A 13,334-nucleotide genomic window follows, 5' to 3' on the forward strand; every position below is an offset into this window, starting at 1 on the left:
CCCCGATTGTCTCAGCCGCGGGGAACCCGGCCCGAAAGGCTAGGCGTCGCGCACCCAGACCGCTCCGAAAGCCTCGCGCTCGATGTCTTCCAGCTTCGGCGAATGGCCGGCCCACAGCACCAGCGCGGCGCCTGGCAGCGTGAGTGTCTGCTCCAGCTGGCGGCAGAGATTCCATCGGTCCTCGTCGTCAAGCCCCGGCAGCTCGACGAACACGATGTAGGCACGGCGCCAGGGAAATTCGCGCAGGATCTTGCGCACCAGCCAGGCCCGGGACGCGGGCAGGCAGCGCACGAGGTCGGCCCGCAGCTCGCCCAGTTCGTAGTCGTTGAGGTCGTGGCGCGAAATCTGGCTGAAGAACGGCGTGCCTGTGATCTCCTCCCAGGCACGCGCTTCCGCCTCCTCCGCCTCCTTGAGCCGGCCGCGCCACAGCTTCAGCGCTTCTTCGTCGTGCGGCCCCGAGTCCGGGTCCTCGAGCGAGGCGACGGCGCTCTTGGCCGCCCACCACCGGCTGGCTGCGCCCGAACCATGCAGGCGCTCGAGCACCGCAAGCCGCGCCTCGCGGTCGCTTGCCGGCAGCATCTGGGCAAGTCCGCGCAGTGCGCCGGGATGTTCGGGAGCAATCTGCAGCGCGCTCTCGTAGCGCACGCGCACGGGAGCCGACGGGTCGAGCCGCCGCTCGGAATCGGCCCACTCGACCATTTCATCCGGCGTGTTGCGCTCGCCGCGCGCCGCCAGCACCGCGATGCGCTCGCGGATGCGCGAACGGTGCGCATGGTGCTGCTTCCAGTCGGCGGCATGGGCGCGGCGCCACTGGCTGTCGAAATGCGCGATCCATTTCTTGCGGTCGACCAGCATTTCGAGCGCCGGGCGCATCGACCACTCGGGCATGACCGCCTTCTGCTCCAGCGCCTCCAGCCGGTCGCGCAGCACCGGGTGGGTGTCTTCCAGGTCGCTCACACGGCGCATCGCCTCGCGCAGCGCCTGGCGCGCGAAGTCGTCGTCGGGAGGCGTGCGCACCCGCTTGCGCAGCGCCTCGAAGGGACCCGGCGGCATCGGCTCGTGCTCGGCGCGAGCCCAGTGCCAGGGCCAGAACTCGTTGGCGTACCAGTTGCCCTTGATCGCGATCTCGGTCAGCGCGGCCGCAGCCACGGATGCGCCCAGCAGCCGGCCCGAGATGCGATCGGCCTCGTATTCGTCCTGGCGGGCCAGCGCGAAGGTCTTGGCCGCGAAGCGCGGAAAGTACCAGCGGAAGAAGGCCTGCGAGAACAGCGCCATCACGCCCTCGTTGCGCTGCAGGCTGGCATCCAGCTTGAGCCACGACAGCCGGGTGCGGTAGATCCACGCGCTCAGCTGGCCGTGGTTGCCGCGCAGGTGGCCGTATTCGTGGGCCAGCACCGACAGCAGCCGCCGCCGGTCGAGCATCATCAGAAGCGGCAGCCCGATGCTCAGCGAATTGACGGCGCCGCCGAACAGGCCGAAGCGCGGCACCTGCCGGATGCTGGCGTTGAAGTCGTCGTCGAGGTAGACGTGGTGGACCGGCGGTCCCTTGATGCGGGTGCGTATGCGATCCAGAGCCTCGAAGAGCGCCGGCGCGTCTTCGCGGCGCAACTCGATACCCTCGGGATCGTCGAAGCGCACCCACAGCGCGCGAAGCGTCGCCCACAGCAGGCCCAGGGCGAACAGCAGCAGCCAGCCGCGCGTGAAGTTGAAGCGCTGTTCGCCGATCGTGAAAAGCACCCAGGCGACGATGCCCACCGACAGCCCGAGGCAGCCCAGCACCCACAGGTAGCCGAGCGCGGCAAAGGCCGCGACGCTGCGTCGGTAGCGCGCGCTGTCGTCCGCACTGGCATGCTCGCTCAGTCGAACCAGGTGAACAAAATCAGCGCGATCCATCCGACTCCAGTCAAATCAAGCCCGCCAGTTTTTTGAAGAAAGGCAAGCCGCCGTTGAACGACGAAGACCTCCCTCCCCTGATCGAAACGCCCCTCGGGCGCTACCGCCACTACAAGGGCGGTGAATACGAAGTGCTCGGCACCGTGCGCCACAGCGAGACGCTGGAGCCGATGACGCTGTACCGGGCCCTGTACGGTGCGCACGGCCTCTGGGTCCGGCCGGCTGCCATGTTCGGCGAAACCGTGGAGGTAGACGGCGTCGCGCGCAGAAGATTCACACCGATCTGACCAGACGGGCTGCCAACGCTGTCCTGCCTGGCTGGCCCGCCATCTTTTTCGCAGCAAGCCGGATGAGGGTCAGCCGCAGCGGACGTCCGTCACGCGGTTGCGGGCGTCGACGTCGAGGTTGAGCCGCCCGCCATTGAGTTCCATCGTGGTCGCCTCGCCCGGCTTCAGCACGCGCACAGCGCCGGCGCCTGCGCGAACGCGGGCGGCTGCTTCGAGCTGGGGCGTCAGCGGCTGGCCAACGGCAAAGCGGGCACCGTCCGCATTGCACTGATACACCGGCTCCGGCGGCGGCGCAGGAGCTGCCGCGGGCGCGGGCGCCGGAGCGGCACAGCCCACCATCAGGGCAGCACCGGCGAGCGCCAGCAACAACGATTGGTTCTTCACTTTCTGGACTCCCGAAAACCCGCGAATATAAACAACTTTACTCTTTGTGACGCGATGTATCCGCCAGCCAGCCCGCAATGGCACGCGGATACAACAGATGCTCCTGTGCGAGCACCCGTCCAGCCAGGGTTGCGGCTGTGTCGTCCGGCAGCACCGGCACGGCGGCCTGCGCCAGGATCGGCCCGTGATCGAGCTCACTTGTAACCTGATGGACCGTCACGCCGGCCACCTTGCAGCCTGCCTCGATGGCGCGCTGGTGCGTGTTCAGCCCCGGAAACGCAGGTAGCAGCGAGGGATGTATGTTCACCAGCCGGCCGGCATAGCGGTTGACGAAACCCGGCGTCAGGATGCGCATGAACCCCGCCAGCACCACCAGCGCCGGCGCATGGCCGTCGACCACCTTCGCCAGCGCCTCGTCGAAAGCCTCGCGGGTGGCGAAATCCTTGTGCGGGACCACGGCGGTGTCGATGCCCTGGGCCCTGGCGATCGCCAGCCCGCCGGCCTCGGCCTTGTTGCTCACCACGGCGGCGATGCGCGCGCCGAAGCGCTCGGCCCAGCGGTCGCGCCCGGCGGCGCGCACGATGGCCTCCATGTTGGAGCCGCCGCCGGAGATCAGGATCACGATGTTCTTCATGGGAGGCGGGATTATCCGTGCCCGGCATCCGGCGTCCGCCACGGGCACTGCAACCCGCGCTTGTCGCGGCGCGGACACCGCATCACAGCACGACCGTGCTAAAACTCGTGGCTCCGGAGACAAACCGCGTCTGCGGTGAACCGATCAACACAGCGAGGCACGCATGGATTTGAGCTTCACACCCGAAGAACAGAAGTTCCGCGAAGAGGTTCGCGCCTGGGTCAAGGAAAACCTCCCCAAGGAGATTTCGAACAAGGTACACAACGCGCTCGAACTGACGCGCGACGATCTGCAAGGCTGGGCCAAGATCCTCGGCAAGAAGGGCTGGCTGGGCTACGGCTGGCCGAAGGAATTCGGCGGCCCGGGCTGGACCGCCGTCCAGCGCCACCTGTTCGAGGAAGAAACCGCGCTGGCCGGCGCGCCGCGCATCGTGCCCTTCGGCCCCGTGATGGTCGCCCCGGTGATCATGGCCTTCGGCAACGCCGAGCAGCAAAAGCGCTTCCTCCCCGGAATCGCCAGCGGCGAAGTCTGGTGGAGCCAGGGCTACAGCGAACCGGGTTCGGGCTCCGACCTCGCATCGCTGAAGACCAAGGCAGAGCGCAAGGGCGACAAGTACATCGTCAACGGCCAGAAGACCTGGACCACCCTCGGCCAGTATGGCGACTGGATGTTCAACCTCGTTCGCACCAGCAGCGACGGCAAGCCCCAGACCGGCATCAGCTTCCTGCTGCTGGACATGAAGTCGCCCGGCGTCACCGTGCGTCCGATCAAGCTGCTCGACGGCGGCCATGAAGTCAACGAAGTGTTCTTCGACAACGTCGAAGTGCCCGCCGAGAACCTCATCGGCGAGGAGAACAAGGGCTGGACCTACGCCAAGCACTTGCTCTCGCACGAGCGCACCAACATCGCCGACGTGAACCGCGCCAAGCGCGAGCTCGAGCGTCTCAAGCGCATCGCGAAGTCCGAAGGCGTGTACGAAGACCAGCGCTTCCGCGACGAGATCGCCAGGCTCGAAGTCGACATCGTCGCGCTCGAGATGATGGTGCTGCGCGTGCTCTCGGCCGCCACCTCGGGCAAGAACTCGCTGGACGTTGCGGGCCTGCTCAAGATCCGCGGCAGCGAGATCCAGCAGCGCTACAGCGAACTGATGATGCTGGCCGGCGGCGCGTACTCGCTGCCGCTGATCCGCGAGGCGATGGAAGCCGGCTGGCAAGGCAACTTCCCGGGCGGCAACCCGGCGCTCGCGCCGCTGGCGTCGACCTTCTTCAACATGCGCAAGACCACCATCTACGGTGGCAGCAACGAAGTGCAACGCAACATCGTCGCGCAGACGGTCCTGGGCTGAGGAGACACGAACATGGATTTCAATTTCACCGACGACCAGGAACAGCTGCGCGACGCCGTGCGCAAATGGGTCGACAAGGGCTATGACTTCGAGCGCCGCCGTGGCATCGAGGCCAAGGGCGGCTTCTCGCGCGAGGCCTGGGACGAACTGGCCGAACTCGGCCTGGGCGGCCTCTATATCAGCGAAGACGACGGCGGCCTGGGCATGGGCCCGGTGGCCGGCATGGTCGTCATGGAGGAACTGGGCCGCGGCATCGTGCTGGAGCCCTTCGCGCAGACGCTGATCGCCGGCGCTGTGCTCAGCGGCTACGCGGGCGCAGACACCAAGGAAAGCTGGCTGCCGCGCATCGCGGGCGGCCAGGCCATCGTCGTGCTGGCCTACCAGGAGCGCAAGGCGCGCTATCGCCTCGACGTGTGCGAGGCGCATGCCGCCAAGGCCGGCGACGGCTGGTCGCTGAACGGCGCCAAGAGCGTTGTGCCCGTGGGTGACGAAGCCGATGCCTTCCTGGTGCCGGCGAAGGTCGACGGCAAGATCGCCCTCTTCCTGGTCGAGCGCAGCGCCAGCGGCGTGGAAGCGCGCGGCTACGGCACGCAGGACGGCTCCCGTGCCGCCGAGGTCGTGTTCGACAAGGCCGACGCAACCCTGGTCACGCTCGACGGCCTCGCCGCGCTCGAATACGCGGTGGACGTCGGCATCGCCGCCACCTGCGCCGAGGGCGTGGGCGTGATGGACAAGACCGTGGACCTCACCGTCGAGTACCTGAACCAGCGCAAGCAGTTCGGCGTGGTCATCTCCAGCTTCCAGGCGCTGCGCCACCGCGTCGCCGACATGAAGATGCAGCTCGAGCTGGCCCGCTCGATGAGCTACTACGCCACGCTCAAGCTCAACGCCCCGGCCGACGAGCGCCGCCAGGCGCTGGCACGCGCCAAGTACCAGCTCGGCGTGTCGATGCGCTACATCGCCGCCAACTCGGTGCAGCTGCACGGCGGCATCGGCGTGACCGACGAATACATCGGCAGCCACTACTTCCGCAAGCTCACGCAGATGGAAATGGTCTTCGGCGATACGCTGCACCACCTGGGCGAGGTCTCCGCCCGCATGCAGGACACCGCCGGCGTCTTCGCCTAGGACAAGGCTCGCCCCCCGGCTGCGCGCACTTCGTGTCGCTTCGCCAACCCCTACCGGGGGCAACACCAGCGGCCCGGCAGAGCCGGTTCCGCGGTGTTCCGCTAGCATCCAACGCCCGCCCGCTCATCGCTGGCGGGTGTTTTCACTTGGCCCCTCACTCCGGACCCCAGGAACGAAACATGCAGACCCGCCGTACCCTCCTCGTCGCCATGGCCGCAGGAACCACCACCGCGATGCTCACTGCCTGCGCCATCTCTCCCACGCCCTCGTACACCGAGCGCCCGCCCATCGTCTTCATGCACGGCAACGGCGACTCGGCCGCTCTCTGGCAGACGACGATCTGGCGCTTCGAGTCGAACGGCTGGCCGCGCGACCGGCTGTTCGCGGTCGACCAGCCCAACCCGCTCGCGCGAGACGACGACGCGGTGGCGCAACCAGGGCGCAGCTCGACCGGCGAATCGGCCGTGTTCCTCAAGGCCGAGGTCGACAAGGTGCTGAAGGCCACCGGCGCGAGCAAGGTGGTGCTGATCGGCAACTCGCGCGGCGGCAACACCATCCGCAACTACGTGCAGAACGGCGGCGGCGCGGCGGWAGTGAGCCACGTGGTGCTGGGCGGCAACCCGGCGCACGGCATCTGGGCGGTGAAGGGCCTGCGCGAAAACAACGAGTTCTCGGGGCTCTCGGGCTTCATGCAGCAGCTCAATGCGCCGAAGGGCCCGAACGGCGAGGAAGTCACGCCCGGCGTGAAGTGGCTCACCCTGCGCTCCGACAACAACGACAAGTACGCGCAGCCCGACGGCGTGTGGATCGGCGCGCCCGGCAAGCCGACCAACATCGGCTTCGACGGACCGGCGCTCAAGGGCGCGACCAACATCGTGCTGCCGCGCGTCGACCACCGCGAGACTTCGTTCTCGCCCGCAGCCTTCGCTGCGACCTGGCAGTTCCTGACCGGCCAGGCGCCGCGCACCACCGAGGTCGCGCCCGAGGCCAACGTCGTGCTCAACGGCCGCGCGATCGGTGCCGAGAACCTGTCGCTGAACGGCGCCACGGTGAGCGTCTACGCAGTCGATCCCGCCACAGGCGCGCGGCTCGGCCAGGCGGTCTTCACCAAGTCCATCGGCGCCGACGGCCGCTGGGGCCCCTTCAAGGCGCGCGGCGACGCGTCCTACGAATTCGTGCTGGCCACGCCCAGCTACGGCACCACGCACATCTACCGCAGCCCCTTTCCGCGCAGCAGCGGCGTGGTGAACCTGAAGCCGGAGCGCGTCACGCCGGCCGACGGCAGCGCTGGCGCGGTCGTCGTCTTCACGCGGCCGCGCGGCTACTTCGACGCCCAGCGCGACACCATGCGCTTCGACGGCCAGAGCCCGCCGGCGGGCGTGCCGCCGAAGGGAGCGGGCGTGTCGAGCTCGCGGCTGCGCGTCGCCGCCGCCGAGCCGCAGCGTGCGGTGACCGGCGAATTCAACGGCGAGCGCATCACCGGCCTGACCTGGCCGGCGGCGAGGGAGCACGTCACCGTGCTCGAGCTGACGTACTGATGGAGCAGGCCATGACCGACGTTACCGACGCCCCCTTCGTCCTGCAGTCGCGCGACGCACGCGGCGTGGTCACGCTGACGTTGAACCGGCCATCCGCGTTCAACGCGCTCTCAGAAGGCTTGCTCGGCGCGCTCGAGCGGGCATTGGCCGAGGTCGCGGCCGACGGCAACGTGCGCGCGGTGGTCATCGCCGGGGCTGGCAAGGCCTTCTGCGCCGGCCACGACCTGAAGGAAATGCGCGCATCCCCCTCGCTGGACTACTACGAGCAGCTGTTCGAGCGCTGCGGCGCGATGATGCTGTCGATCCAGAAGCTGCCCGTGCCGGTGATCGCTCGCGTGCACGGCATCGCGACGGCGGCTGGCTGCCAATTGGTCGCCGTCTGCGACCTTGCGGTCGCGTCGAGCGAAGCCCGCTTCGCGGTCAGTGGCGTGAACGTGGGCCTCTTCTGCGCCACCCCGAGCGTCACGCTCTCGCGCAACCTCGGGCGCAAGGAAGCCTTCGAGATGCTTGTGACGGGCGAATTCATCAGCGCGCAGGAGGCGCGCGAGAAGGGGCTGGTCAACCGCGTGGCACCGCCTGAAGAGCTGGATGCGGCGGTCGAGTCATTGGTCGCCAGCATCGTCGCCAAGCCCCGCACGGCGCTGGCGCTGGGCAAGGCCCTGTTCTACCGCCAGCTCGAAACCGGCATCGAAGCCGCGCTGGCCGACGCCAGCCAGACCATGGCCTGCAACATGATGGACGAGAGCGCACTGGAAGGCGTGCAGGCCTTCATCGAGAAACGGCCGCCTGACTGGAAGCGCTGAGAGCGCAGGTCAGCTAGGAATCGTGCAGCCGCGAGCTCTGCGGCAGGTGCGCCATCAGGAACTCCATCTGGTCCGCCAGGATGCGGCGGTTGCGCAGGATGAAGTCTTCCCAGAGGCTGGGCACGTAGGGCGCGTACAGCAGGGGCATGCCGGCCTGCTCGGGCGTGCGGCTGCTCTTGCGGTGGTTGCACGGCTTGCAGGCGGTGACCACGTTCATCCAGGTGTCGATACCCTTCTGGGCGAACGGGATGATGTGCTCGCGGGTGAGCTCGTCTTCGTGGAAGTGGCCGCCGCAGTAGGCGCAGATGTTGCGGTCGCGCGCGAAGAGCTTGCTGTTGGTGAGGCCGGGGCGCAGCGCGAAGGGGTTGATGCGCGGCACGCCCTTGGTGCCGATGATGCTGTTGATCGCGATCTGCGACTGCTCGCCGGTGATCGCGTTGTGGCCGCCACGGAACACCGCCACCTGCGCGCCCACTTCCCAGCGGACTTCGTCCGCCGCGTAGTGGATCACCGCCTGTTCCAGCGAAATCCATGACTGGGGCAGCCCTTGGGCCGACAGCTTCAAGACCTTCACACACGCCTCCTCGAAAAGGGAGAGAACACGGAAAGACCAGGGACACGGAGCGCGTTGGAGACCCACGCCGGTCAACGCACTGCGTCACAATATACCGGCTTTGTGACAAATCGGCCTGATTCGCCCATTTGACGGGCGAAAGGCGCTATCAAAAAGATACTCACCGATGCAGGTTTTTCGTGGCTTCCGGCACCCTGGCGTAGCCCCCGCCTGCGCCCTCACCATTGGCAATTTCGACGGCGTGCACCGTGGACACCAGGCCATGCTCGCGCTGCTGCAGACCGAGGCCCGCCAGCGCGGGCTGCCCAGCTGCGTGCTCACCTTCGAACCTCATCCGCGCGACTATTTCGCCGCCATCACCAAGAAGCCCGACCTGGCACCGGCGCGCATCGGCACGCTGCGCGACAAGCTCAGCGAGCTGGCGGCCTGCGGCGTGGCGCAGACCATCGTGCTGCCCTTCGACGCCCGGCTCGCCTCGCAATCGCCCGAGGAATTCATCCAGAACGTGCTGATCGACGGCCTGGGCGCGCGCTACGTGCTGGTGGGCGACGACTTCCGCTTCGGCGCCAAACGTGCCGGCGACTACGCCATGCTCGACGCGGCCGGCGACGCTCGCGGCTTCGACGTGGCGCGCATGAACAGCTATGAGGTTCACGGCCTGCGGGTTTCCAGCTCAGCCGTGCGCGAGGCGCTGGCCGAAGGCCGAATGGCCGACGCCCATACGCTGCTGGGCCGCCCGTACACCATCTCGGGCCATGTGGTCCATGGCCGCAAGCTGGGCCGGGCGCTGGGCGCCTCGGCGCCGGGCAAGGACGACGGTTTTCGCACACTCAACCTGCGCTTCAAACATTGGAAACCGGCTGCCAGCGGCATCTTCGCGGTGCTGGTGCACGGCCTGTCCGAACAGCCCCTGCCGGGCGTGGCCAACCTCGGCGTGCGCCCCTCGCTGGACGCCAACGACGTCAATGCCGGGCGGGTGCTGCTCGAAACCCATTGCCTGGAGTGGCCCTCCCATCTGGGCGCCGAAGGGGCCTACGGTAAAATCGTCCGCGTGGAACTTCTGCACAAACTGCACGACGAATTGCGCTATACCAGCCTCGAAGCCCTCACCGCGGGCATCGCGAAGGATGGCCGCGACGCTCGCGCGTTCTTTGCCTCGACCCACGCCGAAACCCATCGCCAGACCACGCGCGATCGAATTTAGCCCTGCACGCACCGTGCTGCCGCCCTTCGACAAGCTCAGGGCGAACGGCTTTACCTCCCGCACCGACGCGCTCCTTTTTTCCGGGCAGTTCGGGCCGAGCCTGTCGAAGCCCCCTCTGTTTCGTACCCAACATGTCTGACGCCGCTTCTCCCAAAGACTACCGTTCCACGCTGAACCTGCCCGACACCCCCTTCCCGATGCGCGGCGACCTGCCCAAGCGCGAGCCGGGCTGGGTGAAGGAATGGAATGATGAAGGTGTCTACCACCGCCTGCGCGACGCCCGCCATGGCGCGCCCAAGTTCATCCTGCACGACGGCCCACCCTACGCCAACGGCCAGATCCACATGGGCCACGCGGTGAACAAGATCCTGAAGGACATGATCACCAAGGCGCGCCAGCTCGAAGGCTACGACGCCCTGTACGTGCCCGGCTGGGACTGCCACGGCCTGCCGATCGAGAACGCCATCGAAAAGCAGTACGGCCGCAACCTGAGCCGCGACGAGATGCAGGCCAGGAGCCGCGCCTTCGCCACCGGCCAGATCGCCCAGCAGATGGCCGACTTCCAGCGCCTGGGCGTGCTGGGCGAATGGGACCATCCCTACAAGACCATGGACTTCGCCAACGAAGCCGGCGAGCTGCGCGCGTTCAAGCGCGTGATCGAGCGCGGCTTCGTCTACCGCGGCCTGAAGCCCGTGTACTGGTGCTTCGACTGCGGCTCCTCGCTGGCCGAGTTCGAAATCGAGTACGCCGACAAGAAGAGCCAGACCATCGACGTGGCCTTCAAGGCGCACGAGCGCGAGAAGGTGCTCAAGGCCTTCGGCACCGACCACACGATCCTCGGCGACATCTTCGCCGTGATCTGGACCACCACCGCGTGGACCATCCCGGCCAACCAGGCCATCAACCTCAACCCCGACCTCGAATACTCGCTGGTCGACACCGAGCGCGGCCTGCTGATCCTGGCCAACTCGCTGGTCGAGATGTGCATGACGCGCTATGCGCTGGACGGCAAGGTGCTGGCCACGGTCAAGGGCGAGAAGCTCGGCGGGCTGGAGTTCGAGCATCCGCTGTACGACGCGGACGCCGGCTACCGGCGCCTGTCGCCCGTGTACCTGGCCGACTACGCCACCGCCACCGACGGCACGGGCCTGGTGCACTCCTCGCCCGCCTACGGCGTGGACGACTTCAACTCCTGCATCGCCCACGGCGTGGCCTACGACGACATCCTGAACCCGGTTCAGGGCAACGGCAGCTACGCGCCCGATTTCCCGCTCTTCGGCGGCCAGAACATCTGGAAGGCCGTGCCGGAAATCATCGCCGCGCTGCGCGATGCCAACCGCCTGCTGACCACCGAGACCATCACCCACAGCTATCCGCACTGCTGGCGCCACAAGACGCCGGTGATCTACCGCGCCGCGGCGCAGTGGTTCGTGCGCATGGACGAGGGCGAAGGCGTGTTCACCAAGGACAAGGCCCCCAAGACGCTGCGCCAGACCGCGCTCGACGCCATCGAGCAGACCAGCTTCTACCCCGAGAACGGCCGCGCGCGCCTGCACGACATGATCGCCGGGCGCCCCGACTGGTGCATCAGCCGCCAGCGTAGCTGGGGGGTGCCGATCCCGTTCTTCCTGCACAAGGATTCTGGCGAGCTGCATCCGCGCACCATGGAAATCCTGGACCAGGCCGCCGACATCGTCGAGAAGGGCGGCATCGAGGCCTGGAGCCGTGTCACCGTCGAGGAAATCCTCGGTGCCGAAGACGCGCCGCACTACACCAAGAGCACCGACATCCTCGAGGTGTGGTTCGACTCGGGCTCGACCTTCTCCCACGTGCTGCGCGGCACGCACCCCACGGTGCACCACGAGACGGGCCCCGAGGCCGACCTGTACCTCGAAGGCCACGACCAGCATCGCGGCTGGTTCCATTCGTCGCTGCTCATCGCCTGCATGCTGGAAGACCGCGCACCGTACAAGGGCCTGCTGACGCACGGCTTCACGGTCGATGCCAAGGGCATCAAGATGAGCAAGTCGCTCAAGAACGGCATCGACCCGCAGGAAATCAGCAACAAGCTGGGCTCGGAAATCATCCGCCTGTGGGTGGCCGCGAGCGACTACTCGGGCGACATCGCGGGCGACGACAAGATCCTCGCCCGCGTGGTCGACGCCTACCGCCGCATCCGCAACACGCTGCGCTTCCTGCTCGCGAACACCAGCGACTTCGACATCGAAAAAGACGGCGTTCCGCTCGACCAGCTGTTCGAGATCGACCGCTACGCGCTGTCGCGCGCGGCGCAGTTCCAGGCCGAGGTCCTCGCGCACTACAAGGTGTACGAGTTCCACCCGGTGGTGGCCAAGCTGCAGATCTACTGCTCGGAAGACCTGGGCGGCTTCTACCTGGACATCCTGAAGGACCGTCTCTACACGACGGCCCCGGGCTCGCTGGCACGCCGCAGCGCGCAGACGGCGCTGTGGCACATCTCGCAGGCGATGCTGCGCTGGATGGCGCCCTTCCTGAGCTTCACCGCCGAGGAAGCCTGGAAGATCGTGGGCACAGGCAAGCCGGGCGACTCGATCTTCACGCAGACCTACAGCAAGTTCGAAGCGCCCGACGAGGCCCTGCTGGCCAAATGGAACCGCATCCGCGAAATCCGCGACGTGGTCAACAAGGACATCGAGGCCGTGCGCGCCGAGGGCAAGGTCGGCTCGTCGCTGCAGGCCAACCTGCAGCTGACGGCCACGGCCGATGACTTCGCGCTGCTGGGCTCGCTGGGCGATGACCTGAAGTTCGTCTTCATCACCTCGGCCATCGCGCTGGCGGCCGGCGAGACGTTGTCGACGGTGGTGACGCCGAGCACCGCGCAGAAGTGCGAACGCTGCTGGCACTACCGCGACGACGTGGGCCACGACACGGCCCACCCGACCATCTGCGGGCGCTGCACCAGCAACCTGTTCGGCGCCGGCGAATCGCGGAGCTTTGCCTGATGGCCGCCGCCCGCTCCATGTCGGCCTCGCGTTCGCGCGGCAGCAGCATCTGGCCCTGGCTCGGGCTGGCAGTGATCATCGTGATCATCGACCAGTTCACCAAGACGCTGATCCTGGGCTACTACAAGCTCGGCGACGCCACCTACGTCACCAGCTTCTTCAACGTGGTGCGCGCCCACAACACGGGCGCCGCCTTCTCGTTCCTCGCCGACCACTCGGGCTGGCAGCGCTGGCTGTTCACCGCCATCGGCGTGGGCGCGGCGGTGTTCATCGTGTGGATGCTGAAGTCGCACGCTGGGCAGAAGCTGTTTTCGTTCTCCATGGCCTGCATCCTGGGCGGCGCCATCGGCAACGTGGTCGACCGGATGATGCACGGCTACGTGGTGGACTTCCTGAGCTTCCACGCGGGCAACTGGTACTTCCCGGCCTTCAACGCGGCGGACAGCGCCATCACGCTCGGGGCGATCTGCCTGATCGTCGACGAGATCCGGCGGGTTCGCCGGGGCAAGTAACGTTCTCTCGAAGGGGCCCGCCGGGCCCCTTCTTATTTGGGCCTTCGCTCG

General features: G+C 67.4%; 12 protein-coding genes. 8 read left to right on the plus strand and 4 right to left on the minus strand.

Going from position 1 to position 13,334, the window contains the following annotated elements:
* Window positions 1-39: 39 nt before the first annotated feature.
* Window positions 40-1,893, minus strand: coding sequence for a M48 family metalloprotease (locus tag QMO14_RS11355; protein ID WP_301507240.1), 1,854 nt, complete (start codon window positions 1,891-1,893; stop codon window positions 40-42).
* 53 nt (window positions 1,894-1,946) lie between these two features.
* On the opposite strand from QMO14_RS11355, the gene QMO14_RS11360 reads away from it, so the two are divergent.
* Window positions 1,947-2,180, plus strand: coding sequence for a DUF1653 domain-containing protein (locus tag QMO14_RS11360; protein WP_301507242.1), 234 nt, complete (start codon window positions 1,947-1,949; stop codon window positions 2,178-2,180).
* Window positions 2,181-2,249: 69 nt separating this feature from the next.
* On the opposite strand, the gene QMO14_RS11365 is transcribed toward QMO14_RS11360, so the two are convergent.
* Together QMO14_RS11365 and purN are read right to left on the minus strand one after the other, a co-directional pair.
* Window positions 2,250-2,564: an I78 family peptidase inhibitor gene (locus QMO14_RS11365; protein ID WP_301507244.1), complete on the minus strand. Its 315-nt coding sequence runs from the start codon at window positions 2,562-2,564 to the stop codon at window positions 2,250-2,252.
* 37 nt (window positions 2,565-2,601) lie between these two features.
* Window positions 2,602-3,198, minus strand: coding sequence for a phosphoribosylglycinamide formyltransferase (gene purN, locus QMO14_RS11370; protein WP_301507246.1), 597 nt, complete (start codon window positions 3,196-3,198; stop codon window positions 2,602-2,604).
* A gap of 163 nt (window positions 3,199-3,361) precedes the next feature.
* Between purN and QMO14_RS11375 the strand changes: the two genes are divergently transcribed.
* The 4 genes from QMO14_RS11375 (at window position 3,362) to QMO14_RS11390 (ending at window position 8,012) form a co-directional block, all read left to right on the plus strand.
* Window positions 3,362-4,543 carry an acyl-CoA dehydrogenase family protein gene (locus QMO14_RS11375; RefSeq protein WP_301507248.1) on the plus strand — a complete coding sequence of 394 codons (1,182 nt, stop codon included), beginning with the start codon at window positions 3,362-3,364 and terminating at the stop codon, window positions 4,541-4,543.
* A gap of 12 nt (window positions 4,544-4,555) precedes the next feature.
* The gene (locus QMO14_RS11380; protein WP_301507250.1) at window positions 4,556-5,671 is read left to right on the plus strand and encodes an acyl-CoA dehydrogenase family protein; all 1,116 of its coding nucleotides are present in this window, start codon (window positions 4,556-4,558) and stop codon (window positions 5,669-5,671) included.
* A gap of 179 nt (window positions 5,672-5,850) precedes the next feature.
* Window positions 5,851-7,209: an alpha/beta fold hydrolase gene (locus QMO14_RS11385; RefSeq protein ID WP_301507252.1), complete on the plus strand. Its 1,359-nt coding sequence runs from the start codon at window positions 5,851-5,853 to the stop codon at window positions 7,207-7,209.
* 11 nt (window positions 7,210-7,220) lie between these two features.
* Window positions 7,221-8,012 carry an enoyl-CoA hydratase gene (locus QMO14_RS11390; protein ID WP_301507254.1) on the plus strand — a complete coding sequence of 264 codons (792 nt, stop codon included), beginning with the start codon at window positions 7,221-7,223 and terminating at the stop codon, window positions 8,010-8,012.
* A gap of 13 nt (window positions 8,013-8,025) precedes the next feature.
* On the opposite strand, the gene QMO14_RS11395 is transcribed toward QMO14_RS11390, so the two are convergent.
* On the minus strand, window positions 8,026-8,586 hold the full coding sequence (locus tag QMO14_RS11395; protein ID WP_301507257.1) for an HNH endonuclease: 561 nt from the start codon (window positions 8,584-8,586) through the stop codon (window positions 8,026-8,028).
* Between the two features lie 166 nt (window positions 8,587-8,752).
* On the opposite strand from QMO14_RS11395, the gene QMO14_RS11400 reads away from it, so the two are divergent.
* The 3 genes from QMO14_RS11400 to lspA all read left to right on the plus strand — a co-directional run bounded on the left by QMO14_RS11400 (window position 8,753) and on the right by lspA (window position 13,283).
* A complete protein-coding gene (locus tag QMO14_RS11400) occupies window positions 8,753-9,790 on the plus strand; it encodes a bifunctional riboflavin kinase/FAD synthetase (RefSeq protein ID WP_301507259.1) in 1,038 nt (345 codons plus the stop codon).
* Window positions 9,791-9,921: 131 nt separating this feature from the next.
* Window positions 9,922-12,771: an isoleucine--tRNA ligase gene (gene ileS / locus QMO14_RS11405; RefSeq protein WP_301507261.1), complete on the plus strand. Its 2,850-nt coding sequence runs from the start codon at window positions 9,922-9,924 to the stop codon at window positions 12,769-12,771.
* On the plus strand, window positions 12,771-13,283 hold the full coding sequence (lspA, locus tag QMO14_RS11410; RefSeq protein ID WP_301507263.1) for a signal peptidase II: 513 nt from the start codon (window positions 12,771-12,773) through the stop codon (window positions 13,281-13,283). The genes ileS and lspA overlap by 1 nt, the downstream gene beginning before the upstream one ends.
* Window positions 13,284-13,334 lie beyond the last annotated feature (51 nt).

It is taken from the genome of Variovorax sp. CAN15, assembly GCF_030462475.1.
Taxonomy (GTDB): Bacteria; Pseudomonadota; Gammaproteobacteria; order Burkholderiales; family Burkholderiaceae_C; genus Variovorax.

Bases quoted from the DNA above. Each gene is read 5' to 3' on its own strand.
- ileS (WP_301507261.1), top strand. From the start codon at position 9,922: ATGTCTGACGCCGCTTCTCCCAAAGACTACCGTTCCACGCTGAACCTG.
- QMO14_RS11375 (WP_301507248.1), top strand. From the start codon at position 3,362: ATGGATTTGAGCTTCACACCCGAAGAACAGAAGTTCCGCGAAGAGGTT.
- QMO14_RS11380 (WP_301507250.1), top strand. From the start codon at position 4,556: ATGGATTTCAATTTCACCGACGACCAGGAACAGCTGCGCGACGCCGTG.
- QMO14_RS11400 (WP_301507259.1), top strand. From the start codon at position 8,753: ATGCAGGTTTTTCGTGGCTTCCGGCACCCTGGCGTAGCCCCCGCCTGC.
- QMO14_RS11355 (WP_301507240.1), bottom strand. From the start codon at position 1,893: ATGGATCGCGCTGATTTTGTTCACCTGGTTCGACTGAGCGAGCATGCC.
- QMO14_RS11390 (WP_301507254.1), top strand. From the start codon at position 7,221: ATGACCGACGTTACCGACGCCCCCTTCGTCCTGCAGTCGCGCGACGCA.
- lspA (WP_301507263.1), top strand. From the start codon at position 12,771: ATGGCCGCCGCCCGCTCCATGTCGGCCTCGCGTTCGCGCGGCAGCAGC.
- purN (WP_301507246.1), bottom strand. From the start codon at position 3,198: ATGAAGAACATCGTGATCCTGATCTCCGGCGGCGGCTCCAACATGGAG.